The organism is Thermomicrobium sp. CFH 73360, from assembly GCF_023806465.1.
Classification (GTDB): Bacteria; Chloroflexota; Chloroflexia; order Thermomicrobiales; family Thermomicrobiaceae; genus Thermomicrobium.
This window is the reverse complement of record NZ_JAMSLS010000002.1, coordinates 287,061-313,299: the sequence shown is the minus strand read 5'-3', so window position 1 is coordinate 313,299 and position 26,239 is coordinate 287,061. Positions and strand designations below refer to the sequence as shown.

The 26,239-nt window shown below is 61.7% G+C and carries 19 protein-coding genes and 1 tRNA gene; 7 read left to right on the top strand and 13 right to left on the bottom strand.

The window, feature by feature from the left end; translation table 11 throughout:
* Positions 1-341 precede the first annotated feature (341 nt).
* Together NET03_RS04790 and NET03_RS04785 are read right to left on the bottom strand one after the other, a co-directional pair.
* Positions 342-1,505, bottom strand: coding sequence for an NAD(P)/FAD-dependent oxidoreductase (locus NET03_RS04790; protein WP_252127757.1), 1,164 nt, complete (start codon positions 1,503-1,505; stop codon positions 342-344).
* Positions 1,506-1,546: 41 nt separating this feature from the next.
* Entirely contained in the window at positions 1,547-2,047 is a 501-nt protein-coding gene (locus tag NET03_RS04785) for an SRPBCC family protein (RefSeq protein ID WP_252127756.1), read from the bottom strand.
* 224 nt (positions 2,048-2,271) lie between these two features.
* On the opposite strand from NET03_RS04785, the gene NET03_RS04780 reads away from it, so the two are divergent.
* Both NET03_RS04780 and NET03_RS04775 read left to right on the top strand, forming a co-directional pair.
* Positions 2,272-3,831, top strand: coding sequence for a PucR family transcriptional regulator (locus NET03_RS04780; protein ID WP_252127755.1), 1,560 nt, complete (start codon positions 2,272-2,274; stop codon positions 3,829-3,831).
* Positions 3,832-4,720: 889 nt separating this feature from the next.
* Positions 4,721-4,807 (top strand) — tRNA-Leu (locus NET03_RS04775).
* A 430-nt stretch (positions 4,808-5,237) separates the two neighbouring features.
* Here NET03_RS04775 and NET03_RS13765 read toward each other — a convergent pair.
* The 3 genes from NET03_RS13765 to NET03_RS04765 form a co-directional block, all read right to left on the bottom strand.
* Positions 5,238-5,399, bottom strand: coding sequence for a magnesium chelatase domain-containing protein (locus NET03_RS13765; protein WP_353655776.1), 162 nt, complete (start codon positions 5,397-5,399; stop codon positions 5,238-5,240).
* A gap of 196 nt (positions 5,400-5,595) precedes the next feature.
* On the bottom strand, positions 5,596-5,874 hold the full coding sequence (locus tag NET03_RS04770; RefSeq protein WP_252127754.1) for a nucleotidyltransferase domain-containing protein: 279 nt from the start codon (positions 5,872-5,874) through the stop codon (positions 5,596-5,598).
* 25 nt (positions 5,875-5,899) lie between these two features.
* On the bottom strand, positions 5,900-6,301 hold the full coding sequence (locus NET03_RS04765; protein WP_252127753.1) for a HEPN domain-containing protein: 402 nt from the start codon (positions 6,299-6,301) through the stop codon (positions 5,900-5,902).
* A gap of 1,095 nt (positions 6,302-7,396) precedes the next feature.
* On the opposite strand from NET03_RS04765, the gene NET03_RS04760 reads away from it, so the two are divergent.
* The 5 genes from NET03_RS04760 (at position 7,397) to NET03_RS04740 (ending at position 14,454) form a co-directional block, all read left to right on the top strand.
* The gene (locus tag NET03_RS04760) at positions 7,397-8,446 is read left to right on the top strand and encodes a type I restriction enzyme HsdR N-terminal domain-containing protein (protein WP_252127752.1); all 1,050 of its coding nucleotides are present in this window, start codon (positions 7,397-7,399) and stop codon (positions 8,444-8,446) included.
* Positions 8,447-8,869: 423 nt separating this feature from the next.
* The gene (locus tag NET03_RS04755; RefSeq protein WP_252127751.1) at positions 8,870-9,163 is read left to right on the top strand and encodes a hypothetical protein; all 294 of its coding nucleotides are present in this window, start codon (positions 8,870-8,872) and stop codon (positions 9,161-9,163) included.
* A gap of 963 nt (positions 9,164-10,126) precedes the next feature.
* Positions 10,127-11,005, top strand: a complete 879-nt coding sequence (locus tag NET03_RS04750; RefSeq protein WP_252128137.1) for a DNA methyltransferase — start codon at positions 10,127-10,129, stop codon at positions 11,003-11,005.
* A 274-nt stretch (positions 11,006-11,279) separates the two neighbouring features.
* Complete coding sequence (locus NET03_RS04745) at positions 11,280-12,614, top strand: hypothetical protein (RefSeq protein ID WP_252127750.1); 1,335 nt, start codon at positions 11,280-11,282, stop codon at positions 12,612-12,614.
* 1,156 nt (positions 12,615-13,770) lie between these two features.
* Complete coding sequence (locus tag NET03_RS04740) at positions 13,771-14,454, top strand: FecR domain-containing protein (RefSeq protein WP_252127749.1); 684 nt, start codon at positions 13,771-13,773, stop codon at positions 14,452-14,454.
* Between the two features lie 451 nt (positions 14,455-14,905).
* Here NET03_RS04740 and NET03_RS04735 read toward each other — a convergent pair whose 3' ends face one another.
* From NET03_RS04735 to NET03_RS04700, 8 genes are all read right to left on the bottom strand, one after another.
* Positions 14,906-15,367: a hypothetical protein gene (locus tag NET03_RS04735; protein ID WP_252127748.1), complete on the bottom strand. Its 462-nt coding sequence runs from the start codon at positions 15,365-15,367 to the stop codon at positions 14,906-14,908.
* 517 nt (positions 15,368-15,884) lie between these two features.
* Positions 15,885-16,217, bottom strand: a complete 333-nt coding sequence (locus NET03_RS04730; protein ID WP_252127747.1) for a hypothetical protein — start codon at positions 16,215-16,217, stop codon at positions 15,885-15,887.
* A 1,008-nt stretch (positions 16,218-17,225) separates the two neighbouring features.
* Positions 17,226-17,675: a nucleotidyltransferase domain-containing protein gene (locus tag NET03_RS04725; RefSeq protein WP_252127746.1), complete on the bottom strand. Its 450-nt coding sequence runs from the start codon at positions 17,673-17,675 to the stop codon at positions 17,226-17,228.
* Positions 17,614-18,021 (bottom strand): HEPN domain-containing protein, encoded by a 408-nt coding sequence (locus NET03_RS04720; protein WP_252127745.1) that lies wholly within the window; start codon positions 18,019-18,021, stop codon positions 17,614-17,616. Before NET03_RS04720 ends, NET03_RS04725 begins: the two co-directional genes overlap by 62 nt.
* Before the next feature lie 532 nt (positions 18,022-18,553).
* Positions 18,554-18,859: an antibiotic biosynthesis monooxygenase family protein gene (locus NET03_RS04715; protein ID WP_252127744.1), complete on the bottom strand. Its 306-nt coding sequence runs from the start codon at positions 18,857-18,859 to the stop codon at positions 18,554-18,556.
* Positions 18,860-18,977: 118 nt separating this feature from the next.
* Entirely contained in the window at positions 18,978-19,259 is a 282-nt protein-coding gene (locus tag NET03_RS04710) for an antibiotic biosynthesis monooxygenase family protein (RefSeq protein ID WP_252127743.1), read from the bottom strand.
* A 122-nt stretch (positions 19,260-19,381) separates the two neighbouring features.
* Positions 19,382-20,311, bottom strand: a complete 930-nt coding sequence (locus NET03_RS04705) for a metallophosphoesterase family protein (protein WP_252127742.1) — start codon at positions 20,309-20,311, stop codon at positions 19,382-19,384.
* Positions 20,312-20,409: 98 nt separating this feature from the next.
* Entirely contained in the window at positions 20,410-25,260 is a 4,851-nt protein-coding gene (locus NET03_RS04700) for a fibronectin type III domain-containing protein (RefSeq protein ID WP_252127741.1), read from the bottom strand.
* Positions 25,261-26,239: the final 979 nt, after the last annotated feature.

Below are 26,239 nucleotides of genomic sequence, written 5' to 3'. Positions count from 1 at the left end.
GCGTGGCCGCGGACGCTTGCTGCTTGAGTGCATCCTTCATACGGGAGGGCGGAGCCTAGTTCTCCAGGCTGTTTTGCTTAAAGCGCCAGCGCCGCGGGGCGCGCAGTCATGACGAGTGGTGACGAAAGTCAACAGAGGATCGTTCTGCGACTAGGGTTCCGCCGCCGGTGTTTGGCAGGCGGTGAATAAAAGTGCAACCGCTACCGTCGCATGAAGACACTGCCCAAGCATGTTCCTCGTGGAACCCATGGCGGGGGGACGCCAGCTTGCCGCGTCCCCCGTGATGCTCCTGCTGGGAGTTTACTCACTTGGCGCGCTGGACAGCCCACTGCGTGCGACGTTCAGTGCGGGAAGGGCAGGTGAATTGCGTCGGCGGCGAGCTGTCCCTCGGCGAATCGGCTGAGCCGGATCTCTTCTGCTGGGAGCTCCGAGACGCGTTCTTCCACGATCAGTTCAGCCATCTTCATTCCCAGCCCGGGGCCCCACATAATTCCGTGCCCGCCAGCCGCTAAGACATAGAAGCCGAAGCGGGGCTCATCAATGATCGGCAGCTGATCTGGCGTGTAGTCGATCGAGCCCGTCCAAGCCCGGCCGATCGTCTTGCCAGCCAGGCTGGGGATGGTGGCCTCCCACTCCGGCCGTAGTCGCTCGAAATAGTTCCAGTCGAAATCGAGCAGGAAGCGGTCGCTCGGATCTGCTTGCTCGAGCGGGTTACTGAAGCCGAGGAGCACTCCCTGCTCGTCCGGGCGCAGATAAAAGCCGGAGGCGAGGACGAACATCATCGGGAAGGCCGGGGGTATCTCCACAGGCCGCTCGGGAAACGAGACGACCATGTGCCGCGACGCAGCCACTGGCACATCGATCCCAAGGAGTTCACCGATGCGGCGCGCACCGCGCGGGCCAGCAGCGTTCACTATCCGCTCGGCCTCGAACACGCCGCGACTCGTCTCGACCCGATAGCCGCTCTGGAGTGGCTCGATCACGCGCACCTCGCATTGCTCGAAGAGTTCGACACCCCGAGCACGCGCAGCCATGACGATGTTACGCATCACAATCGCTGGTTCGACATAGCCATCGGTCGGTGTGTAGGTTGCACCGACAAAGCGGCTCCAATCGACGTAGGGAACGCGCGTGCAGAGTTCCTCGGGCTCCAGCCACTCGTTGGGGATGCCGTTTGCCGTGCGCAATTCGACCAGCCGCTGGAACACCGCCTTTTCCATCGGGCTCGAGGCCACGACGTAGTAGCCGACCTCCCGGAAGCCGCTGTCCACACCGAGTTCGGCTCCCAGCTGCTGGTACAACTCGCGAGACCACTTGCCCAGCTTAACCGCTGTCTCTGAGCCACCTTGCTGACGCATGATGCCGGCCGAACGCATTGTGGCACCATAGCCAGCCCAGGAGCGTTCACAGACGGCGATGCGCTGGACGCCGCGCTTGGCCAAGTGATAGGCCGTCCAGAGACCCAGGTTCCCGGCGCCAATAACGAGGACGTCATATGCTGCCATGGCTTACCTCCTTCTTCCTTATCAACTCATGCGAGCGGTGCTCAGCAGTCGCTTGAGAGCTTGTCCGCCGTGACGAGTTCCCGCTCGATGCACTGCAAGAACTGCTGAATCATTCGGCGATTGACCTCTTCCAGCATGCGGCGCCCGAGTCCACCAAGCAATCCGGGGTTCTCGATCGTGAAGGCGTACCGGAGCAGGGTTCGTGATCCCTCGAGTTGGGAGAGTTCCGCCAGCGCGCTGGCAATGACCTCCTCACCGGTGAGGGGATCAATCGCACGTGCGGCAAGCCGGATCCGCTCCGGCGGGACGAGCTCACTCAGCTCGACGGTGGCCTGGAAGGTCAAGGGGAGGAATCCGGCACGGAAGCGTACCGTGCCGCGGTAGGTGCGCTCGTCAACCTGTTCGACGTCGTGCACTCCCGGAAGGCAGCGAGTGGACCGTGGGATATCCAGGAGAAGTTGCCAGACTGCGGCGCGCGGTGCCGGCAGGACGGCTTCGGAGCAGGCTGTAACTGCGCGCTCACTTCTAATAGGTTCGGTCACTCTTGTACTCCTCGTGACTCGGTCTCGAATGTTCGGACGTCGGTCAAGGCTGCCGTTTCGACCGGCGACAATGCCATTGTGAGCTGGCTCCAATGCGAGCGCAATGCCACAGCTGCCAGAAGGAACGAGCAACCGTGCGACAGTTGCAGGAAACCATCCGGTATGGTTTCACTCTAGAGGAGAGACGTCGAATCCAAGTGCGTCGGTAGCAGGGACGGCCGGCGATGGGTATTACGGTGCGAGAGCTCCTGGAACATCCCGAACTCAGGACGCGGCTCGTGGCTGGCGAGAAGGGGTTGGATCGGCCGATTACCTGGGCGCATGTCTGTGAGTTGGAGGATCCGACGGTCTGGCTCTGCGGCGGCGAGCTGGTGATGACGGTGGGGATCGGGATTCCGCGCGACGAGGCCGGGCAGGTGGCCTACGTCGAACGCCTGGCTCGGGCGCAGCTGAGCGGTCTCATGATCTGCGAGGGAATGCGCGCACCGCCGCTCACCGATGCCATGCTGGAGACAGCCGACCGGTGGGGGCTTCCGGTATTGCTCACCGCGTACGAAGTGCCGTTCGTTGCTGTCTCGCGCGTCGTTGCCGACGCGAACCGCGGCGATGAGCATGAACGCTTGCGCCGGACCCTGCAAATCTACGAGGTAGCACGGTTGGTGATGCAGGGAGCATTGGACGAGGCGGAGCTTCGGGCACGCCTGGAGCGGATCCTCGCGGCGCGACTCGTCGTCCTCGACCTGGTGACCGGACGAGAGCTTGTGCCGCCCGCCGAACCGCCGGCCCGTCTGCTCCATGAGGTGTGTCGGGCCGTCGAACGGTATCCAGAGGGCCAACTTCCCGCGGTCGTGCAAGTGCCCGGGCTTGAGCCAGGCGCCATCGCACTCGCTGTCCCGGCTCGAGGCCGCGCATTCCTGGTGGTGATGCCGAAGGATCGTCGTCGCGGGCACGACGTGGTGGTGCTGCGACACGCGGCGACCGTCATCGCGCTGGCGCTGGAGCGGAAGGCTGCGGAGCGGGAGCGGCAGCAGCGCCTCGCCGGGGAACTGTTTGCGCAGCTGGCCGACCGGCGGATCAGCCCTGACCTGGCCGTGGATCTTCTGGTGCGGGAGTACGGCTTTCCTGAGCCACCGTTCGCCGTGGCCGCTGTGCCCGAACAAGCCCTCACCCTGAACGAGCTCCACACCGCACTCGAGCGAGCGTCAGTGCCGCCCGCCGTGCTGCGCCGCGACGGATACTTTTTCATCCTGCTGCCAGACCGACCAGCGGTTGCGGAGGCACTTGTCCGTTCGTGTCCGAGCATGCCCGTCGGCTGGAGCGACCCGATCCGCTCCCTGGTGCGTGTGCCCGAGGCCCTCACCGAGGCCCGGTGGGCTGTCCAAGTCGGTAGGGCGGGACTTGTGCGGTATGCCGAGATGCGGGACGGTGCGGGAGGATGGCCACTGACCTTGGAGGCGGCGCAGGAGCTCGTTGGCCGGGTGCTCGTACCACTCCGTGAGTACGATACCGTTCACGGAACCGAACTCCTCGACTCGCTTCGAGTGTTTCTCTCGTGTGAGGGGTCGTGGAGCAAGACGGCGCGCCGGCTGGGGATTCATCGGCAGACACTTGTGTACCGACTGCGGCGCGTTGAGGCGCTGACTGGGCTACACGTGGATCGCGTCGGCGATCTGGCCATGCTGTGGCTCGCAATACGTGCGGCCGAGGCGCTTGGTGTGCTCGGGAGTGACTCGGTGAGCCGCCATACGGCCAAGCTGGAGAGACAAGAGCCTCACCGCACCTGACGAGCCATAACGTGTCGTGCTAGGCTGCCGGGCACTGGCGGAAGGCGGCGGGTGTAAGGTGGCGGTGTGGTAAGGGGGCTTTCCACATCTGCGCCTGTAGGCCCGGGTGATCGGATAGCGTCGCGGCGTGGCCTTAGGCAGTAGGGTGGCGGTGAGCCAGGGACAGTGAATGTGGAAGTGGTGCGCCATAACCAAAAAAATGTGCAAGGACTAACGTGGTCGAAGGACGGTGATTGGAGAGGCGGGGAGGTGCAGCGGCTCGAGCTCTCCAAAGCAGAGATGTGTCGTTGTCAGTGGCAGAGTTCCTCAAGCGAGTGGGCTGCACATGCTGGAATCCTGGCCAAGACCAGTCTTGGCACCCTTGGCAGCAATCGGTGCTGGCCGTTGGCAGTAGAACGATCCTCGAGAGCTGGAGATGGCGCGCAGCGGATGTCGTAGAACGGCAGCTGGGTTGACGACACCGGGCGTTGGTGCAGTCACAAGACAACGCGCGATCTGGTGCTGCACAGCAGGAAGTGAGTCCGTTCTGGCAGGTGCTTCGTGATCGCTGCGGCGAGCGGGAGCACGGCGAGACCATCTGTAAGCAGCGTGAGATCGGCTCTTGGTAGGGCCCAAAAGCGCGGTGAGGGCGGCTATTACCCGTCCACAATCGTCATGAGCGAAGCACCATGAGTCGACGTATAGTTGGACTCGTCAGTCGTGTGTCGTGTGACGAGTGCAAACGTTGATGAAGGAGGGTTCGGCGTTGTCGTGCCGAGACTGGGACGAGGGGCGCAGCGGTGATGTGAGATACCGGTGGGTAGCGGTCGGCGGGTGTGCACCGTTGCGGTTCAGGCCCCTGGAGGGTGCACGCTATGGGGTAGAGGCGCTATACTTTTAAGGAAAATGCGCCGGAGTGGCGGAACGGCAGACGCGGCGGTCTCAAAAACCGCTGGGGGTGTACCCCGTGTGGGTTCGAGTCCCTCCTCCGGCACCAGGGGACAGACGTGCGACGTGGCTGCTGAGGGGGTGGCGTCTGTGCCGACTGCGATACCCCCGTGAGCAGTGCTGCTCGCTACCAGTGCGGTGCGGGGCTCCGTCACCGTGCGTGCGGGCTCGTGGCTCTCCGTGTCGCGCGTGAGCCGGGCTGTGCTGTGGCCCAAGAGGCTCGCCACACCTTCGGACGCATCCCTCGCTCAGGCGCTGGCTGGCCGTGGTGTGCCGGAGGTCATGGAAGCGCACCCGCGGCAGCCCCACCCACGAGAATAGCCGTTGGAAGCGTCGCGTCACCTCGGCACGAATGCTCGCCGCAGCCCCAGTTCCTGTACGAGACAAAGCATTGGGAGCTCGACGGCAGTGTGGTGCATGGGTGCCGTAGAGCGATGGGACTTGCCGATCATGAGCACGCTATCGTGATTGGCCCCGATCTAACCGGAGGCGAGCGGGATGCCCAACGCGATCGGCAGGCCATCGGCCGGCCCCTCCGTGCGGATATCGGCCGGGGCCAGGTTCACGGTGATACAGCCTAGCGGGAACTTTGCCCCGGAGTTCCAGATGCCAACGCACACTTGCTCGCGCGCTTCATACACCGTGGTATCTCAGCATCCAACGAGCGTTAGTCCGGGCACACGCTAACCAACGTCGACCCTCACTATGACACCATCGCGCCCGGCCACTGCCCAACGCAGGCCTTGCACCAGCACGATCACCTCCACTTGGTGGTTCCCAACCCACACGGAGCCCGGCTGGAGGACCCGACCGCAGGAATCGGGGAACGGATCGCCATTACTCCGCCTTGAGTGGTGAATCGAGCAGGTCGATGCCGCCCGCGGTCATCCGCTCGAGCGTCTCCTGGATGGACGCCGCTTCCGACTCGGCGTAAACGTGCGGCTCCAGGCCGGGCGTCCGGAGCGCCCGCCAGACCACAGCATGGGCGTCAGCGCGCGGTGGATCAGCGTAGATCACGAGGACGTCCACGTCGCTCCGGGCCGTCGCGCGTCCCCTGGCCCAGGAGCCAAAGAGCACCGCCCGGCGCACCGGAAGCAGCCGCGCCAGCTCCCGCACGCGCGCTCGCAGGTGCGCGATCAGATCATCCCTGGTCCAGTGCGGCGACCAGATGCGCACAGAATTCGACGATTCGTTCCGCATAGTTGAGACACCGCTCTGCCTCGCCGCGGGTATAGAGCGCGTGCGGCGCGCCCACCGGGTGGACGTCCGGATAGCGCGTGCCGATATACGCCTTGTCCAGCTCAAGCGCGGCGTCCACAAGCGGGTCCGGGACAACCGCCAGGTCGCGCAGCGCGAGGAGGAGCGTGGCGACGCTGTGCCCCCAGGTGTCGCGCCCGCCTCTTTGCAAAGCAGCCTTGGCTGCCTTCTCGGCGGCCTGCTGGGCAGCGAAGCAGGCCCACTCGTGAAAACCGTTGTTGAACATGAGTCGGGCTGCTGCCAGGTCGGCCTGAGCTTGCGCCAGCCAGTCGGCACTCCGTTCCATCCGTCCCTCCGACCGGAGTATACCCGAGGCTGTGTGGGCTACCCGACGCAGCAAAGCGTCTCAAGCAGCTCGGCGCCGGCCATTTGCCGGCAGTGGTTGGCGCACCAGAGCCCAGATGCAGCCGCGCCTCGTCGAGGTTGCCACCAGTTGGCGCAGGTCGTGCAGGAGCGCGCGGGCTGCACCGAGGCTGCGCAGTGAAGTGGCACAGGTCGGCGCTGGGCAGCACCAGTTCGCCCAGTTGGCGGGCTAGGGCCAACGCTCGCCCGCCATGAGTAACGGCGCCTTTGGAGTTCCGGTTGTAGGAGTCGAGCATCGCCGGGTTCCATCCCGTCTCGGACCGCCCAGAGCGATCTCCGTCTCGAACCGTCCAGAACAATCTGCGGCCCACTCGGCGACTGCCACCGCCTGCTACAGCGGCTTATTGGCCCGGTGGTGGTTGTTCCTGGATGGTGGTCGTCTGGTGCGCCTATGGAGAAAGTCGGAAGAGGCTCCTAAACTCTTCGTAGAGAAGCAAAAGCAACTCGCCAGCGAGGTCTACCGGTGGAATCACGACCGTTTCGAGCAGCATTGTGGGCAGTACCAACAGCTAACGCCGACGCGTGAGTTTGTGGGCAGGGATAGAGAACTATTCATTCGCAGAGAGAAGACGGGATACCGAACAGTGTATCCGCACGTGGGGGTGACACCTCCCGTTGTCAAGCGAGAGAGGCCGTTGAACGGGGTTCAGCATAATCAGCACCGAAAAACATCTGAGTCGATGAAGCAACATGTACTAAGCACAACACCACACATCGGTATGTAGACCACACCAGAAAAGCTGTCACAGCTACGTGGATGTCGTGAGAGTTTGGCTTTTTCTTTTCTGGTGGGTTTCTATATGATTGATCTTCGATGCGCCTGTGGATGAGGGGTGTGGGAGGCCGTCGATGTGTATGGTTTTCGGAGAGGAGTCGTGACGTCGCGATTCCCGAACCGACAGCTGTGAGTGCGATGCTATTCGAGCGATAGGCGCAACTGTGGGAATCCACAGTTATTGCATTATCATTGTTGCTGGCCTAGCCACGACCAGACTTGAGACGTTGCGGGAGGGTTATAGTGACCCTGATCTATGACGGTGGCCTACCGCACTTCGAGCTGAGACCGGGAGCTCGGGTGAGCGCCAAGTTAAGCGGGAATGCGCTTGTGCTACAGGCGGGATACTTCGGTGGTCCCTACTATGTCCTGCTTGATTCAATTCTCTCAGTCGAGCGACCAGCAGCGGAAATTCTCCTGATTCACTGGCTTTCTCCTCAAGGGTCTCGTGTAACGCTGCAGCTACGGGAGCAAGTGAAGCCAAACCAAACGCCACGCGAGTTAACACAACTTGAGTATTCACTGACGAGAGTCCTTGCACGCAGGCCCCAGCCTGATTTGCCCACGAATGAAGTTCATACGTTATTCGTCAAGTGGTTACGTGACCTGCACGACCTTGAGTTTCGCAACGAGGTGGAGGTTGAAATGAAGGTCATCGCTCCCCTCATCGACTTCCTGGGCTACGAGCTGCGCCAGGTGTCTCTTAGGGTGCCGGTAGTTATCCAGGCAGGGCAGCAGCAAGTGGAGGCAGTAGCTGACTGGGTGCTCAATTCGGCCGACAGCAACGAGCCGCTGGTGGTGATCGAGGCCAAGGCACCACGTGAACCACTCAACGACAGGGTGCTTAATCAGGCTCGTTCGTATGCCTTCGCGTTGCATGCTCCGTACTACCTCGTGGTGAATGGGCGCGAACTTAAACTATACGAGTTAGGGACGACAGGCGACTTTGAAATCGTGAGCTGCGCTCTGATGGAACTCGGCAACCACTGGTCTGAGCTATACCGTACGATCGGATCCCACCGGGAGCAGGAGGTGAATGTTTCTGCCCCCGACGGTACGACGCAGGCCAGTGACGAGGATCACGTCGAGAGTGGCGGGCCGGTGGCTGGCGTCGGTCAGCACATGCTTCGAGACATATTTCAACAGCCATCAGATGGGCTGTCGGCAAGCCTAGACTCTGGCGGCGATAGGACATCTGCTATCATCATAGGCTGCGTTGTCCTCCTTGTGTTGTTCAGCCTCCTGCTCTTTGGCTGTATGGCGGTGGTACTTATGAGCGTGGCGACCAGTTAGCAAGAATCGCGGAGAACAAACACCCGTTCCGTTAGCAGGGCCAGGGTGAGGATACGAGTAACCGTCACAGGCTCCCAGCGTCGCTGGACGCTGGGAGCGTATATCTCTGCACACAGTCTCGCGTGGCTTACCCGCCGTTCAAAAACCGCTGGGGTGTACCCCGTGTGGGTTCGAGTCCCTCCTCCGGCACCAGCAGACACACGTGTGGTGTGGGGTCAGCGTGGGGTCACGCCGACGCCGGCGAAGACGTTCCCGTGAGCAGTGCTGCTCGCAACCAGTGCGGCGAGGGGCTCCGTCACCGTGCGTGCGGGCTCGTGGCTCTCCGTGTCGCGCGCGAGCTAGACTGTGCTGTGGCCCAAGAGGCTCGCCACACCTTCGGACGCATCCCTCGCCTAGGCGCGGGCTCGCCGTGGTGTGCCGGAGGTGGTGGAAGCGCACCCGCAGCAGCCGCGCCTGCGCGAGCAGCCGTTGGAAGCGGCGCGTCACCTCGCTAAGGTCGGAGATCATCCCCAGCGTCGTAACGAAGACCCGCTTGCCCCTCACCACTGTCAGCCCCTCCTTCAGCCGGACTACGAGTTATCGCTTGTGCTGCTGGAACGCTTCCGTCGTCTGCGGGGAATAGCTCCGTGCAGGTTGCAGTTCGTTCTGCCCAATGGCTTGCGGTTTTTCACTTTAGAAAGTGGATTGTACGGATACGCTGTGCCGCAACCCCTTTAGGTGATCGTCCGGCCCGGGCCGGGGGAACAGGGAAAGTAGGGGTTGAGGGCGAGTCGTGAAGAGGGGAGCCTCCCGGTGGAGCACCGGGAGGCTGGCTAGCGAAGTACAGGCTTGGGGAAAGCGTAGTCCACCTATGCTACCTATAGTATAGCCGATCCTAGTATGGTAGTCAGCTACTCCTCATGAGTCCCATCCGTACCTCTTGTCGGGTGAGGAGAGCCACACGATACTGATACTGCATTCGGTGGTGAGAGAAAACCGGCGTTCGGTTTCAGGCGGTGGCACCTAACTGTTTTGGACGTCTGCTCGTGGTGGTGCGTTCCCAACTCTTCAACTGCTAGCGATCCCGGATGCCCGTGTTATCGTGGCCCGGGTTGATTGCCCCTACATCGCTCTCATCTGCTGCCATCTGCACTCGGATGCGGAACGCTATCCAGCGGTGACTAAGCTTGTCATCTGGACGCGATACTCCGAAGCGAAGATACTTTTCTTCTTGTCCGCCCGGCGCATTACAGAGGAGGTGCAAGTGGGGCCCTGGAGTTCGAAGCTGGAGCCGCCCTTCTGCCGCTGATAGCTCCCGGCCTTGGAATGCGAAGCCTATATCCCAACTTCCGATCCCAATATTCCACGGGACATGACCTTTGCCAAGGACATCGCGAAAATGAATCTTGGCAGTATCAAGAACTCGTTTCCTGTTGCCGATTTGGAATCCACTGCACTGTACGACCCCGCTAAGAGTGGGGCTGAAGACGCTTGGTCACCGGTGGTTTGCAGTAACCCCCGGAACGTGCCAATTGCTGAGCGAATCAAGAACGAGGATGTCTTATAGGCAAACGGTGACTCTAACGGTGATTCTTCAGCGTTATACCCGGTAAGTTAGGTATAAGTTATGACTTGCCTACATTACAGGGTAACTGACTCAAAGTTTATCGGGACTATTATTGGGAGTAAAACAAGGTGACCATGATCGATGGTAAGGGGGCCGGTCGCATTGCTTGTACCAAGAGTGGCATCCCGTCTTACAAGTGCTATCCGGAAAAGCAACCTAGCGTTTTGCTCCAATACATCTGTGATCACATCCTCTCAGTGATCGGTAAAGAAAATCTTGGCCACCTCACCCAGAGGTCCCAGGCGTTCTTGGAACGGATTATCCAGGTCGGCCCTCATCCCGATGATCTGGTGCTCGATCCCTTCTGTGGGTGTGGCACCGCCATTGTCGGAGCCGAGAGGCTGCGGTTTCGCTGGATCAACAATACCTACCTCGTCATCGACCGCATCGAGCGCTGGCTCCGGGACGAGTTCGGCAATGAGCTACACCAGTACGCGCGGCGCGGCGAGCCGAGGGATCTCCCTAGCGCACGCCCCACGGCTCAGTGCGACCTCCGCCATTTCGCGTGGTGGGCGCTCGGCCTGGTCGATGCCCCTCCGGCCCAGGACAAGCGCAAAGGGGCAGCCCGCGGCGTCGATGGCTACCTTTACCTCGTCGACTATGACAGCAGGGAGCCAAAGAAGGTCGTGTTGCGGGTCAAGAGTGGCGCAGTTAGTGTGCTGTCGCAGGTGCGTGATCTTCGGGGCGCGATGGGATGTGAGGAGGAAGCACTCGGCGTGCTGATCACGCTGGAGTCGCCGACTGAGCCGCTGCGCCGGGAGCCACTGCCCGCCGGGTTCTACCAGCCGCTCCGCTTCCCTGGGTGCTACTACCTGTGGCTGCTGATCTTAACCTCGGTCGAAGTACTAACCGCGTCCCGTGTGCATTGCACTTGGCCGGCGCCGGTGGCGATGTTCAAGCGACCGGAGTGCGAGCGCAAGCGGGGGTCTGCCGGGTGCTGCCAAACCGGGTAGGAATCGCAATGTTGCCAGTCAGCGACATGTCGTCAGTGTTGCTGTACAATCCCGATCGCATGGGAGGCATTCGATGAACTCTCGTTCAAGCATTGTTCGAATTGCAACCTGGGCCCGGCAGCATCTCCTGCTAACCATCCTTGTTACTGGCCTGCTGAGCCTCTCAGCCGTGTGTGTCACTTGTACTTGGCTGCTGGTGCTGGCTGGGTTGGTAGAGCCTGATAAAGGTACCCCAACGCCAACAGCTGTAGAGGTTCTGAAGCGAGAGGTTGTGGTGCCGCCTAAGCAAGTCTACCAAGTTGGCATTCCTGTCGACTACGATGCCGCATTGACGTGTACTATCACGGTCACGGGCGGCAACAATGATATCAATGTGAAAGTGTTGGATACCGCTGGAAAGCCTATTATCGAGGAGCCTCGACTGGCGGGGACAAACGTCGTACGTGTCCGGGTTCAAAGGGGTCACCAGTATTTCTTGGTCCTCGACAACAGTTTCTCGACGAAAACAAGCAAGACTGTTGGAATAGTCTGCGTTGCCACCCCACTGGCTGAAGCGAAAGTGGAGTCAAGGCCCACGGGTGAGGGACATGCCCCGCGTGGAGCGCAGCTAGTTACCCCGACACCGACCCCAACTCCGGTGCGACCTACCCCTACTCCTGAGCCGACACCGACCCCAACTCCGGTGCGACCTACCCCTACTCCTGAGCCGACACCGACCCCAACTCCGGTGCGACCTACCCCTACTCCTGAGCCGACACCGACCCCAACTCCGGTGCGACCTACCCCTACTCCTGAGCCGACACCGACCCCAACTCCGGTGCGACCTACCCCTACTCCTGAGCCGACACCGACCCCAACTCCGGTGCGACCTACCCCTACTCCTGAGCCGACACCGACCCCAACTCCGGTGCGACCTACCCCTACTCCTGAGCCGACACCGACCCCAACTCCGGTGCGACCTACCCCTACTCCTGAGCCGACACCGACCCCAACTCCGGTGCGACCTACCCCTACTCCTGAGCCGACACCGACCCCAACTCCGGTGCGACCTACCCCTACTCCTGAGCCGACACCGACCCCAACTCCGGTGCGACCTACCCCTACTCCTGAGCCGACACCGACCCCAACTCCGGTGCGACCTACCCCTACTCCTGAGCCGACACCGACCCCAACTCCGGTGCGACCTACCCCTACTCCTGAGCCGACACCGACTCCTGGCCTTTCGGCAGAGGAACTACAGTATCTCTCCGTGGTCCTGGGCCAATCGAAGCGCATGCAGGACTCGTTGCAGCGGTTGTCCGATCCTCTCGAGCAGGCGCAAAGCGACCCCTACGTCATCTTCACTCCTGCTTGGCGTGCAAAAGTTGCTGTCGAGTTGGCTATCTGGAAGTCGACTTATGAAGAAGCCCGGAACCTCACTCCACCGCCGCGATTCGCTGCGTTTCACCAGACTTACGTGAGTGCACTCGAGCAGTTCAGCCTGGCTGCAGATGATTTCGCCTACGGTATCGATCATCTCGATGCACGCAGGATTAGCGTGGCGGCTTCTAGACTCGAGGAAGGCGGTCGGCTCCTGCAGGAAGCAATGAAACAGATGCCACCGCACTAGGTCGGGTGCGGCGGCTTCCCGTCCCGGCGGTTCCGGATTTTTCCGCCCGACCTGGGCCGGCCCCACAAACCGCTGGGGGTGTACCGCGTGTGGGTTCAAGTCTCTCCTCCGGCACCAGGGGACAGACGTGCGACGTGGCTGCTGAGGGGGTGGCGTCTGTGCCGACTGCGATACCCCCGTGAGCAGTGCTGCTCGCAACCAGCGCGCCGAGGGCCTCCGTCACCTGGCACGCCAGCCCCAGTGGGGAGCTCTCGGCGTTGAGCGCGGTCGGGTTCGTACCCTGGCCGAAAAGGCTGGTTTTGCGATCCCCGCTGACCCTCTTGTGGTTTGGACACCTGGCAGGCGATAACAGCTGCGGCTAAAGTGTGGGTCAGCAACGAACGCCTCCGGTGACGTGGAGAAAAGGGCATCGTGGGCCGATCCAGCCTTGTTGTGGTCGCAACGCTCGCACTGGTTATCCTTGCATCGTGCTAGGCACCACAGTCGGCGGTCGCCGCTCCGCTCTGGCGCTTGCAACGGGTGGAGCGGATCGATGGGCCGGGACTTCCGCCAGCGCAGTGTCCCGAGGAGCACCTGTGGCGGGACCTTGAACCTGGGAGCCCGGGGGAGCTGGGGAGGTACCTGTCGCACCTCGAGGTGGACTTTACCTGCACCGGCGAGGGTCCGATCCGCGGTTCCGTCTACCGTTGGTGCGAGTGGACAGCCCCACCGGCGGAGCTGGTGCCGGGGACGACAATCCCTTTTGTCGCTGAGTGCACTGTGCAGCAGCGCGATGAGATTCTACGCTTGATCAGCGTTTATGTAAGTATCCTCTGTTTGGGCTGATTCGGCTCCCGATCCCGAGTTCCGGTGGGACCCGCCGCGCACGGTGCAACTTGCCTTTGTAGGAGCGGACCTCCCACCGCGGGGGGAGGGGCCCGCGGGTGATCGGGTTGAGGGCAGCTTCGAGGCTCCAATAGGCCAAAGTGGTCAGACCCTGACATTGGTGTTGGAATTTGCCGAGAACGGAGTAACTTCGCGGACTGAGAGGCGTGTTGCCTATGTGTAAACGTTTGGCGAACCCTTCCCACCGACGCCGGTGCCTCTCCCGAGTCCTTCCCCAACACCCTGGAGTCCTCCCCTATCGTCAGTCGTCGAGCCGCCGCAGGACTCGGGAGTGCGGTTCACTGACCTCCACGGTGAGGTCCTGATCAGGCGGCCGCTCGGGTACGATGCGAACGGAAATCCCGTCTATCCAGATGAGGATGCCTGGGAGCAGGCAGACCTTGAGACAATGATTCCTTTTGGAGCACAGATCAAAGTTGGGTATTCTTCAGTAGCGATTATTGGGTTCCCCGACCTCTCCACGTTAGAACTCCGCAGCAATGGGGTATCGACGGTCGAAATTCCCCGGCCTGAGACCTGCAGGGCGATTCGCATCATCTTCGGGCGGTTCTGGGCTAATGTGAAGCGCATCCTCACAGATCAGTGCTTTGAGGTGGAAATGAGTCAAGCGGCGACAAGCATCAAAGAGACCGAACTGGTCTTGGAGGAGGACGGACAGCGTTCCGTCGTGAAGGTTGTCGATGGGGCGGTGGAGCTCCGTCCCAAGCATGGTGGTGAGCAAGTGATGCTCCGGAGTGGGGAGAAAGCGGAGGTCACCGCCACCGACCTGATGGTCTCATCGTTCGATGCAAATGCTGAACGGACGGCGTGGCAGCGGCCGGTCCCGGATGGCGGGGCTATGGGGGATCTCCTCCTCTGGCTGGCAGTCGGCGTGCTCAGCGTGGGGGCTGTCGGGTTCGGACTCCTCGGTTTACTCGTGGTTGTTTTCCTCCTCTGGCGCGCGCGACGGGCGTAGAGAACGGCCGGAGGCAATGGGAGAGCCGTGGGCACCGTAGTGGCTCCGGACCCTAGGGACGATGGCTCATGCGCAAGGAAGCTGGCCCCGTCACGCACTCGGTTCTCAACCGGGGGTGCTGGCCGGCACCGGGGTGAGAGCTCCTCCTGCGGTGTTCACAAGTCAAGTAAACCAGCGGGGAAGACGAGGATCGTGGCTCCCGCGTGACCTCCCACAGGGACGCAGCCAGGCTCAGGCGCTCCACGGCTCCGCTCGCCCACCAGCGAACATTTGGAATGGTCTGACATCCCACGCTCCAGTTTCGGCCGGCAGGGGGAGGATGGGATCTCCTTTACCCCGACTGGCACGTTGTTGGGGCTTGCCTTGCAGCGGGGCCAGCCTCTGGTCGCCGTTTCGACATCAAGTGGTAGTCCCACTGCAGTACTTCGAGCGCGCGCATCGAGTACTACCGTCACCGTTTCGGCATCACGTCGTAGTCCCACCATGGGGCTGCCCAATCTGGTGTCGAAGGGACGTAGCCATAGCGCCATTCGAGGTAATGGAGTCCCGAGTTCGGGAACTCGACCTGCCATCCCTCTGGGTTGTCAGGGGTGTAGGTGAGACTGCGGCGCTCAAAGCACTGGACGAGAACCCACCGAGGCTGTCCCCCAACGGGAACGTGGGTCCAGAACGGCTCTGTGATCGGGAGACCGACGACCCAAGTCCCAGGGACTCGGACAGCGTCATAGACGGGTGTTCCAAGGAGCGATTCGCTCGCGTCACCGCGTGGCCCATAGCTCGAGAGCACCCCAACGTCACGCAGCTGCCATCCGGGTCTCTCCAGAAACTCCCAAAAGACGCTGGCGACGCTGAACTCAGAAGAAGTCCGCGTATCCACAGACGTGACGCCGTAGCGGTCGAGACTGGGATCCACGCCGATCGTCCCGCGTGCATCCAACGTGGTGTGGATTGGCTGGCCGGTCGGGCACGGGCCGGCGCAGTGATGAATGACCCATTGCGGCGTAGGTGAGGCCGGCACTGCCGGGGTCACGCGTGATCGGTATCTGGGCCGGCTCACGGCGGACGAAGTCAGCGTCACCAACCTGGATCTGTCCAGTCATCATCTCCCATGACAGGCGACCAGCCGTTAAGGTCCATGGCTGGTCGGTGCTCCAGGCAAGCGCGTTGTTCTGAACACCACAGTCAATCGAGAGTGGGCGTCCCCTGACCTCCTCGTAGAACTCACACCCCACTGGCAGAGAGCGTGCAAGGAGCGATTGACGTTGCTCAAGGAGCTCGATCCGTCCCTTATCGGAGTACAGCACCTTTCGATGCTGTGGAAGGGTGAAGAAATCGTTTTCGAAGCCACAGGTAATGTGCGCCTGGCCTTCGGTGCACGGCTCGATGAAGGTCGCGACTCAACCGCTCTGTCGGGCCGAACCGCCAAAGACTCAACGTTGCTCCTGCCCGCTGGCGATCGGCCTATCCAGAACCATCGCTGGCAGTCGCAGCGTCAGGTCCTCTTTGGCGTTGTTCATCAAGCCGAGGTTCAGACGTTCGCGGGAAGAGTCGGGAAAGAGTTGGAGACAGAGGGCGTGAATCCCGGCCCCATTGTGCATTGGATCCGGAAATTGCGCGAGTGTTGGCGGGAAGTCAGATCGGGACGCCTCCGTGGCGCTGGTAGGTTGAACCAGCGCGAGGCTGCTCACGATGATCGCAATGCAGAGCCACAACCGCGGAAGGTTCCGAGGATGCCGGGTACGCAGAGGAGAGTGCTGCTCCATCGCTCATTCCTTGCGCGCAGGAGAGCCCTACGCCCATGAATCCGTATCGTGCCGGTTTTTCCTTCGCCTGAGGCTGCCGCAGCAGTCTTCCGTACCAGAAAGACCAGGGAGAAAAAGAGCTACTCCCTATCTAACGCGCGAACAAACTTTCTGGTTGCCAAACACTTTGACAATCGGACGCGCCTTGCGTCTAAGGGTGGGCTCCAACAGGTGGGCTTGTCAGGTCCGCGTATGAGACGTCACGCCGTGGGGGGTGGAGAGAGCTGGGCCTGTACCTTATTGCTCGTCTCCATGGGAGAGCAGTGCTTCATAACCGATGCAGGTATGGGTGTGGGGTCGCCGCGGAATGGCGGATCGTGCAATGTCTCCGTACACAAACGGCTCGAGCAGGGTGGTGCTCTGTCCTGCGCGGTGTGCAACAAGACGAGCACCACCTCATACGGATGTCGCAATCGTTCAGTCGTCACCGATGGCGGTCGAGTCTCGGTCGATTCTCTGGGCGGACTGCAAGACGGCACAATCGTCCAGGCGCACCTCTCAAGACTGGCTGCGGTGTGGACAGTCATTGCGTCTCTCTCCTCACCGAGTTTGCGAGCGTGATGGGAAGGGCCAATTCGTCATCGTCAGTGTCCTCTCTTCCGTTGCTTGTGGCGGGGCGGGAGCGCAGCATGCTGTCGAGGGCATCTCCTGGCTTCTGCCCACCAGGATGATGCAAGTGGGCGAAATGATCACTCCTGCAGGGGCTCAGGGGAGCAGCCAGAGGGGAACAGCGGGCCGACGTCGACCAGGTATGGCTAGGGTATGCGAGCTGCCTCGGGGCAGTCGGGCAGCCGGTCAACTCCGAGGTCGCAGGGGGCTTCGAAGGCCGTTGTCGTACGAGCGTTCTAAGGCAATTAACACGCGCTCTCTCGCTGATGGGGGCAGAGAGCCACTCCACGGAGTGGCAGGCGTGTCTGCACGAGAAATTCCGCGTCGGTGAACGTCCGCGGTCGGGCGCGCAGCCGTGCCTTACCGGGACGGTTCGGCGCTGTCGGCCTCGCTTGAGGGGAGTGTCGCGCGCTCGTCGTTCCTTGCCTCTCCCGTCTGCCCTTGCTCATCTTCTGGCCAGACCCAGACGACCTCACGAGCGATGTGGCGGCCGGATGGTTGTTCTTGAATTTCCTGCCATTCGTCCCGTGTATAGACAAAAAGATCTGCTGGGACGGGCAGTGACAGCGTCTGGTAGCGCAGTGCGCGCTCGATGAAGGGGGTAGGATCGTCCTCAACAATGACAAGGAGGTCAACGTCACTGCCGAAGGCCCAATCACCGCGCGCATAGGAGCCAAAGTAGCCGATTGCGAGGATGCGCGGTACCGGGTGCTTCCGCACCAACGCCGCTGCCCAGCGCCGTACGGCTTCATCGACTGTCTGACGGTTCGGCCAAGTGATGGCGAACGAAGGTAATGATGGCACGGGCATAGTTCACTGCTCGCTCACTCTGTCGTGCTGAATAATGCTCAAAGGGAGCACCGGCCGCGTGGCTATCCGGGTAGCGAGTAGGGATGTAGTACGTATCCAGTTCGTGTGCCTCCTCAATCAACTCTGGCGGCGGCCGGAGTTCCTCCGGGAGTTCCTGCAAAAGGCGTGCGACCACGTGACCCCAACCAAGGAGACCAAGCTGCTGATAGAGCGCTTTCACCGCCTTCTCTGCGGCTTGGTGTGCGGCAAAGCAGGCCCACTCATGCCAACCCGTTGCTCGTGCCTGCTCGGCCAGCGCCAGGTCCCGTTCCGCTTGCTTCAGCCAGTCCGCTACTCGCCGCGCCATGAGTGTCCCAACTGAGGCTCCCCGCATTCCCCACGCTGAACCATACCAAGCGTGTCTGCCCGATGGAAGACGGACAGAGATGGCAAAGCCGAGTGCGCTGCATGCGCTCTTGCGCAGAAAGGAAACAACTGAGGCCTTAGGAGAGGTGGGTGGAGGATCGCGGGCCCGCGCTGCACCAGCAAACGCTCGCGACGGTGCTCGGCCACACCAGCATGCGTTCGGGTGTGGACCAAAGGCCGCGATCGCCGCACCGCAGATTGCCGAGCCGTAGCACGTGAACTGCGGTGCGTAGCCCACTGGCTGGTGGGAAAGTTATTCCCACGTTTCTGCGTGGCTCATGAGACTCACCGAGTTTGATCGACCGTGTCGAATCCCAATCGACCATGGTCGGATAGTGAGTGCAGAGGTATGTCAGCAGGGAATCCTGACTTTCGGCGGTGAGTGAATCTTCTAAAGGATGACGACTGGCCCGGGGCCTCGGCTCCGGGCCAGCCATGAGCCTGTGCAGGGTCGGGACACCAGGTTCACTATGCTACGCGCGTGGGGTAACTTCGATCACTTCACCGTCTTCCCAAACCGGATCGTCGGTGAGGAGAGCGCGTAAGCGGCGGAACCACTCGTCTTGCTTTGGATCAGCTGCATTTTTTCGGTAGCTCTCGCGATCGCGGAAGATGGCGACGCCAATCAGTTCATCACGTTGCTGATCAGGCTTGAAGAGATACCCGGCCTGGAAACCCTGTACCCGGGGAGCGCGCTCCCGATCCCACTCTTCAAAGAGCTGGCGGATTGCCTGTTCCTGCCCAGGCTTGGCATGCATGTGGAAGACAGTGCCGTACATCGCTCTACTCCTTGCATTGTCAGCTCTTGCACAGTTCTCGGCGCCGGTGTCGCGACCCTATACGGCCGGCTCAGTGGGCTAAGCGCTGTGGGGTGCTTTCCCGCACGACGTGTGGCCGTCAGATCTCGATCACGTCGCCGGAACCTCGGCCGATCATCGTGCTGCCAAGGCTGTCCAGCGTCGATTGCCACGCATCTAAGGTCGCACGGAAGGCCTCAGCGTCCTCTTGACTCTCCCAAAAGGCGATGCCGAGTGTCTGTTGTCCTGGCCCCTCAACGAGAAAGAAGCCACGGAACCCTGGCGCCTTCTGCAAGAGAGGCCAGAACTCTTTGGCTGCCTTGGCAAGAATCCCTGAGCGCATGGCGGGCTGCACCTCGCGCATGACATAGGTCGCGTACATTCCGTCCCTCACTTGGTCGTCTCAGCACGACCGTTCCAGGGTAGAGGCTTTCTGACGTCACCCACAGGGCAGTGGATAGTCAGACCGGACTCGATCGACGGCCAGCTGCTGGTCACTCGCGTTCAGTGGCACCGAGCACTGCCTTGATCCTGGTAATCCGAACGCGACACCGGGACAAATCGCCAAGTGAAGCGGTCCGGATACAGCTCGAGCTGAAGAACCCCATAGGTATCGTCGGAGCCGGTTGCACTGACCGGAAGAGGATCGCCGAGCGGGCGCAGGCTCCGACCACCCGTGCCGACGACGAACTCGATGATGCCATGTTCCGGATCGGGCCGACCAACGGCATCCAGCGGCTGGAAACGCTCGTAATTATGGTCGTGGCCGTTGAGGACGACGTCGACGCTCTGCTGATAGAGGAGCTCCCAGACTGGCTGCATCGACTCGAAGTTGCCATGCTCGCCGGAACTCCAACGTGGATGATGCCAGTAGGCGAGGGTGCAGAGGCTCGGGTGGGCGGCAAGGTCTTGCTTGAGCCACTGGTATTGCGGTGACTCTGGACCACAGCCGCCGGCTGCCTTGCAATTGGAGTTCAGGACGACAATGTGCCAGGCACCAAGTTCGTAAGAGTACCAGCCCTGACCCGGCAAGCCAGCAGCAGCCCCGAAATAGTCGAAGTACGGCTCGGCGTCACGGCTCCCATACTCATGGTTCCCAACCGTGGGTCGGATCCGCTCCTTCAAGGGACCGAGGATGGGGTCGAAGCAGTTCCGAAACTCCTCGACCGTACCACGCTCATAGACCACATCACCGAGCAGTGCGATGGTCCCAGTCTGCCCGGCCAGGAACGCGGCGACGGCATCGTCGTTCTGGGAGCGACAGGTGGCCACGTCGCCGACCGCCCAGAGGATCGCCGGGGTCACCGGAGTCGGGGAGGTGACCGCGGGTGTTGTCAAGTCGGTGGGGGTGAGATTAAGCGCAGCGCTCCGTCCACACGCAGCGACAAGGAACGTCAGGACGAGAATGAGAACGAGCCGGCGGGAGTGGTGCATCAGCTCGACCTTTCGCGTAGAAACCAAACACGCGTTGGATGTGGTGCGCTTCCTTACCGGCCCAGAGCACCTTTGAGGGAATCAAGATCCCAGCAAATTCAGCCTGCAATCGGCTGTGTATCGACGATAACCTCGTCGAAGCGGATGTCGAAGGTTCGGCCTGTGCTGTTCTCGCCGAGTTGGAAGCGCCCGATCGCCGTCGTCCCAAGGTTTCCACTGATGGTGGCGATCAACGTGCCGTCATACGAGAGTTCGACGACACCGCTCGTGCCCACCACAATGTGCACGCCAAGCGTATGCCAACTTCCTGGTGTGACAGCTGTAGTAGTCGTGGTGCTCTGGCCAGCGACGTCGTTGCGGAAGCCGAGTCGTCCGGTACTGGAGATGTAGACTCCACCGAGCGACCCACCCGTGGAGGTACGCAGCTTGACCAGGTAGACAGTGCTCGCGCCTTGTGAGGCGACGAAAAAGCGCACGCGAACAAAGAGTTCATTCGCCGAACTGGGGAGGCTCACGAGCGCATAGGCAGCGGTGCCGCTCGTGGAGAGCGCTTGAGCGGCATAGTTCCCCGAGTAGGGAGAACTGGTCGTTATGGTCAGCCCGCTCACTGTCGTCCAGGAACCCAGCGTACCGGACTCGAAGTCATCTGCGAAGAGGACAATGGACCCTGTAGTGATCGTGGCCGGGTCGCTGGGTGGGGAAGTGTTGCCTGCTCGGTCACGCGCAACGACACGATACTCATACGTCGTGTTCGGTTGCACAGTGGTGTCGGTATAGGTTGTCGTCTCCCCGAGCGAGGTGAGCAGAGTCCCATTTCGGAACACATCGTAGCCTGCGAGCCCATTGGCGTCGCTTGCTGCTGTCCAGTTGAGGGTGACACGTCCGTTGCCACTGGTTGCAGTGAGGCCAGTGGGTGCAGCAGGTGGCGTCAGGTCGATGGTCCACGACCAGCTGGCGGGGGTGGGATCGGCCGTCCCGGCAGTGTTCACCGCCCAGACGGCAAAAGTGTGGTTCCCTTCGGAAAGCCCGGTGAGGGTCGTTGGGCTGGAGCATGCAGCAGGGGCAGTGCCGTCCACCTGGCACTGGAAGGTCGCCGTAGCATCGTCTGAACTGAAGGAAAAGGTCGCATCCGGGGCATTAGTGAGTGCGGGTGGAGTAGAAATGAGCATTGTCTCTGGTGCTGTTGGGGTGGCGGTAATTTCCCAAGTGTAGGTCGCGGGCGTTGGGTCGGTGTTGCCAGAGACGTCAGTAGCGGCGACGCTGAATGTATGTGGGCCCACTGTCAGTGCCGTGTAAGTGGTGGGGCTCGTGCATGGCTGGGTGGGTGCGCCGTCCAGACTGCACTGGAAGGTGGCGAGCTCGTTAGCGGTGAAGGCGAAGGTCGCGCTGGTGTCACTGGTCGTCGCTGGCGGAGTGCTCGTGAGTGTCGTCTCCGGTGCAATCGTATCTTGAGGAGCATCGATTGGGCCAGTATCGACGACGACCTCGTCGAAGCGGACGTCGAAGGTTCGGCCTGTGCTGTTCTCGCCGAGCTGGATCTGCGTGAGGGCATTCGTGCCAAAGTTCTGGAAGCTTTGGAGAACGCGGACGCCATCGTACCAGATCTCGATGAGCCCATTGCTTCCGGTACGGAGATGCACCTCAAGGGTGTGCCATGCGCCGGTCGTCACTGGCGTCGTGGTTATCTGACTTTGGGCGGTCACGTCGTTTCGGAAGGCGAGTCGGCCCGTGCTTGTGATGTAGATGCCACCGAGTGAGGTCGTCCCGCTTCGCCACTTCTCAAGGTAGACGTTATTGGCGCCCTGGGTGACCACTTGGAAGCGGATGCGGGAGAAGAGTTCGTTCGTCGAATGTGAGAGCGTGCCGAGCGCGTAGGCGGCAGTGCCGCTTGTAGAGAGCGCGCGCGCCGCATAGGAACCGGTGTAGGGTAACTCGTTCGTCACGGTGAGCCCATTCACGCTTGACCAGCGAATGAGATTTCCGGTCTCAAAGTCGTCCTCAAAGAGTCGCTGCGTCGATGTGGTGACGGTCGCGACGGCAGAGTCTGGGGAGATATTGCCAGCGTTGTCGCGGGCACGCACGGTATAGCGATAGGTGGTAGCTGGCTGCACCGTGCTGTCGTTGACACTCGTCACTGGCCCAAGGCGCGCGAAGAGTGTCCCGTCACGGTAGACATCGTATCCGTTGATACCGCTTGGATCGCTCACGCTTGACCAGGTGACAGTGACTTGTGTGCCACTCGTCGCGACGGCGCTGACATCAGTCGGCGCTGGCGGCGGAGTGAGGTCAACCCTCCAGCTCCAGCTCGCGGGTGTCGGATCGGCTTCGCCTTCGCCATTAATGGCCCGGACGCTGAATGTATGAGCTCCCTCGCTCAGACCCGTGAGGACCCAGGGACTACTGCAGACCATGGCCGGCACAGTGTCCAGCTGGCACTCAAATGTCGCAGCGGCATCGGTCGAAATGAAGGAAAAGCTCGCCGTCGACTGGTTCGTGAGCGTGGGCGGGGTGGAGACGAGCGTCGTGTCGGGTGTGCTCGGCGCAGCGACTTCCCACGTGAAGGTTGCTGGGGTCGGATCGATGTTGCCGGCGAGGTCCGTCGCGGTCACGCTGAAGGTATGGATTCCGATGGCCAGATTCGTGTAGGTGACCGGGCTGGTGCACGGCTGGGCAGGTGCACCATCGAGACTGCAGCGGAACGTGGCCGCTTCGTTGGCTGTGAAGGAGAATGTGGCAGTGGTCTCGTTGGTCAGTTTGGGCGGCGTACCGGTGAGCGTCGTCTCCGGCGGGGTGGTATCGGAGGGCGATGTGGATGGTGGGGCAACTCGCACGTCATCGAAGTGGACGTCGAAGGTTCGCTTGGTCAGATGCTCGCCGATCTGCAGGCGGCCGAAAGTGCTGCTGCCGAGGTTCTGCGGTGCGCTGAGGATGAGGACACCGTCGTACCAAAGTTCCACGCGCCCAGATGTACCGGTCACGAGGCGGACGCGCAACTGGTGCCAGGCGTTAGTGGATACAGTGATGCCGGTTGTCGTCGTCGTTCCGGCGACCTCGTTGCGGAAGGCAAGCCGTCCGTTTGTGGTGATCTGAACAAGGCCGATCGGACTTCCGCTTCCGGTGAGAAAACGGACGAGAGTCAATTGGTCGTTCTTCCCACGCGCCGTGAGGGAAAACCAGACCTCAGTCGTGGTATCAGACTGTGACGAGGATAGCTGGACGACAGCGAACGCAACATTCCCGTTCGTCGAGAGCGCTCTGGCGGCGTATTGTCCTCCGTGTGGTGCAAGCGTTGTCACCGTCAAGCCGTTTACCGTCGTCCAGCGGCTGAGCGTCCCGGACTCGAAGTCGTCACTGAACAGCGCTGTTGAGGTGACGATCGGTGTTGGTAGGCTGGGAGCTGAGCGGTTGCCCACTGCGTCGACAGCGACGACCTGGTAGGTGTAAGTCCGATCAGGTTGGAGGCCGGTGTCGACGTAGGAGCGCGCACTCCCTGGCACAGTTGCGATGACAGTCCCGTTGCGAATGATCTCATAGGCCGTGACGGCGTAATCGTCCGCCGCCGCGTTCCACATGAGCCTCACTTGCTGGTTTGAGAAGAGTGTTCCCTGGAGACCGGTGGGCGTCGTGGGCGCACTCGTGTCGTTGGGCCCGCGGCAGGAAACGGTCGTGCTGTCCCGTACTTGCCCTTGGAGATCGATGAAAGCGAGGTCGGCTCCGGTTGCGGAGAGCGAGACGCGCAGGACACCGTAGGCTGAGGGTGGTCGGTCGAAGCCAGCGGCGACGCGACTGTCGTTCCGGACAAAGGCGCGGATGCCGTGGCCGCCGGTGCCGACGACGACTTGGACGATACCGCTCGGATGGATCTGTCCATTGCGATCGAGCGGGAGCCAGCGCTGGTAATTGTGGTCGTGTCCGACGAGGACGAGCTCCACCCCGAACTGGTACAGGAGCGTCCAGATGTCCTGGAGTGCTGGCGTGTCGCCTTGCGGCCCGATGCTGTATCGCGGGTGGTGGAAATAGGCGATGGTACAGCTATCGCGGTGCGCCTGAAGGTCACGCAGGAGCCACTCGTACTGCGGTGTGCCCGGGACGAATTGACCGAACTGGCTCGTCGAGTTCAGCCCGATGAGGTGCCAACCGCCGGCATTCACGCTGTAGTAGTCCGGCGGACTCTGCCAGTAGCGGAGATAGCCCTCAGCGATACCCCCCTCGTACTCGTGGTTCCCAACGATCGGGTTGGTGATCGGGCGGTAAGCCGCGAAGAGCTCGCTGTTCTCCCCGTAGTAGTTGAGAAACTCCGTGTACGTTCCCTTCTCGTAGATGTCGCCGAGATAGAGTAAGAGATTCGGCTGAAGCGTGCCGATGAGCTGGGCGACCTGGGCCGAGTATGTCCCATCATCACCCCCGTCGCCGACAGCAACGATACGGAAGGGTTGGCCAGCGGGTGGCGTGGTACCGGTGGTGGGTCGGAAGCCGGTGGGGATTGCCGGTGTGCTGGTGACCCCGTTCTGGAAGAAGAGTGTGATACTCGTTGCTGCGCTGCTGAACCCGTCACTCATTAGGGCACTGACGGCCAGTGTGTGCTGACCATCGGCCCACTGTGTAGTGGGCAGCCGGAACGTGTACGGAGCGAAAAACTCAGTCAGCAGAGGGGCTCCGTCGAGGGTATAGATCAAGCGTTGCACGCGCGGTGCAGCGCCGGTCGCCGAGACGCTCGCTGTCACTGTCACGGTGCCGGAGAGGAGCGCACCGTGCACCGGTTGCGTAAGGCAGACCGTGACTAGATACGTGCCGGACAGTGGGCTGCTCGTCGCGCAACTGGCTGCTGCCGCGGGCTGCGGGAGGAATCCGAGCTGACCAATGGAAAGACCGAGGGTGAGCAGGAGAGCGATGAGATATCGCGCCATGCTCGATTTCCAGTGGGGGCGCAGTGCTCGCTCGTTCAGCATGTGCTCTCCTTCTCTTCCCTTGATGTGCGACCCACTTTCGGCAACAGTCGCCGCGGCGGTCAATCGCGATGGCCGACGTTCCTGTCAGCACGGACCAGATGTTCGGAGTATGCGCAGTAGCGGGTACCGCCGCGCGGTCGAGTACTGTTCGATCGGTCGTCAACTGGTGTTCAGTTGACGCAGTGCGGTCGCTGCTGAGGCGCCCTCTGCGCTTCGTGGGATGACGGTGCAGAAAGAGGATGATCCCTCGCAGTGAGAGCGGTCACGTCTGCCGTCCGTTCACGGTATGAGACTGGAGCGTTTCTGACGATTCAGCCGGCAATGCTGCGCGTGGTTCTGCTCTAGAGTGCACCCGCTAGGAGATTCCCGGTTGGCAAGCGCCCGCACGCCTCGCGCAATCTTGCTGGGCGTTTCCAGGGGTTGGAGGGGGTAGAAACCGGCTGCCGGATGCCTTCCGCGCGGGGAGCTCCGAGCACCTCGTGTTACCAAGCGCGTGCTTGCTGTGGACGCGGTGCACGGGCATGCTGGTTTCCTCATGGCAGTCGGCACTTCTGCGGACGCCTTGGCATACGCGTCGGAGGCTACTGTCGGGGGGACAGTGCCTCCGGAACTTTGCTTCGCGAGCCGGGATGCTCAGCAAGGCCAGGTCAAGTATCAGCGGATCGCATAGCCGTCACGAGGCCGGGCCGGCCTCAGTCGGAGTTGGTGGAGCGTTCCGGGACACAGCACGTCACCGGTCCTTCTGGACAACGTTGGACCGGACTTGGCGGCGGGCTTGATCATTCGCGTGTGGGGGCGTCTGCGACGGCGTCATGACCACCGGGAAGTCCGCGAACGACGCGCCTCCCTGCCTAGTAAGTCCAACGAGATGGCGAGAGCCCCTATCAGGGATGATCAGCATCTCACGCACATCGTCAGCGGGACGGACCGCACAGCATGACTGCAATCATCGCGAGGAGGACTGGCACCTGACTGGGCG

Coding starts and splice junctions, on each gene's coding strand:
- NET03_RS04715 (WP_252127744.1), bottom strand. CDS start 18,859: ATGTACGGCACTGTCTTCCACATGCATGCCAAGCCTGGGCAGGAACAG.
- NET03_RS04750 (WP_252128137.1), top strand. CDS start 10,127: ATGATCGATGGTAAGGGGGCCGGTCGCATTGCTTGTACCAAGAGTGGC.
- NET03_RS04730 (WP_252127747.1), bottom strand. CDS start 16,217: ATGGAGCAGCACTCTCCTCTGCGTACCCGGCATCCTCGGAACCTTCCG.
- NET03_RS04720 (WP_252127745.1), bottom strand. CDS start 18,021: ATGGCGCGGCGAGTAGCGGACTGGCTGAAGCAAGCGGAACGGGACCTG.
- NET03_RS04700 (WP_252127741.1), bottom strand. CDS start 25,260: ATGCTGAACGAGCGAGCACTGCGCCCCCACTGGAAATCGAGCATGGCG.
- NET03_RS04710 (WP_252127743.1), bottom strand. CDS start 19,259: ATGTACGCGACCTATGTCATGCGCGAGGTGCAGCCCGCCATGCGCTCA.
- NET03_RS04705 (WP_252127742.1), bottom strand. CDS start 20,311: ATGCACCACTCCCGCCGGCTCGTTCTCATTCTCGTCCTGACGTTCCTT.
- NET03_RS04765 (WP_252127753.1), bottom strand. CDS start 6,301: ATGGAACGGAGTGCCGACTGGCTGGCGCAAGCTCAGGCCGACCTGGCA.
- NET03_RS04790 (WP_252127757.1), bottom strand. CDS start 1,505: ATGGCAGCATATGACGTCCTCGTTATTGGCGCCGGGAACCTGGGTCTC.
- NET03_RS04725 (WP_252127746.1), bottom strand. CDS start 17,675: ATGCCCGTGCCATCATTACCTTCGTTCGCCATCACTTGGCCGAACCGT.
- NET03_RS04780 (WP_252127755.1), top strand. CDS start 2,272: ATGGGTATTACGGTGCGAGAGCTCCTGGAACATCCCGAACTCAGGACG.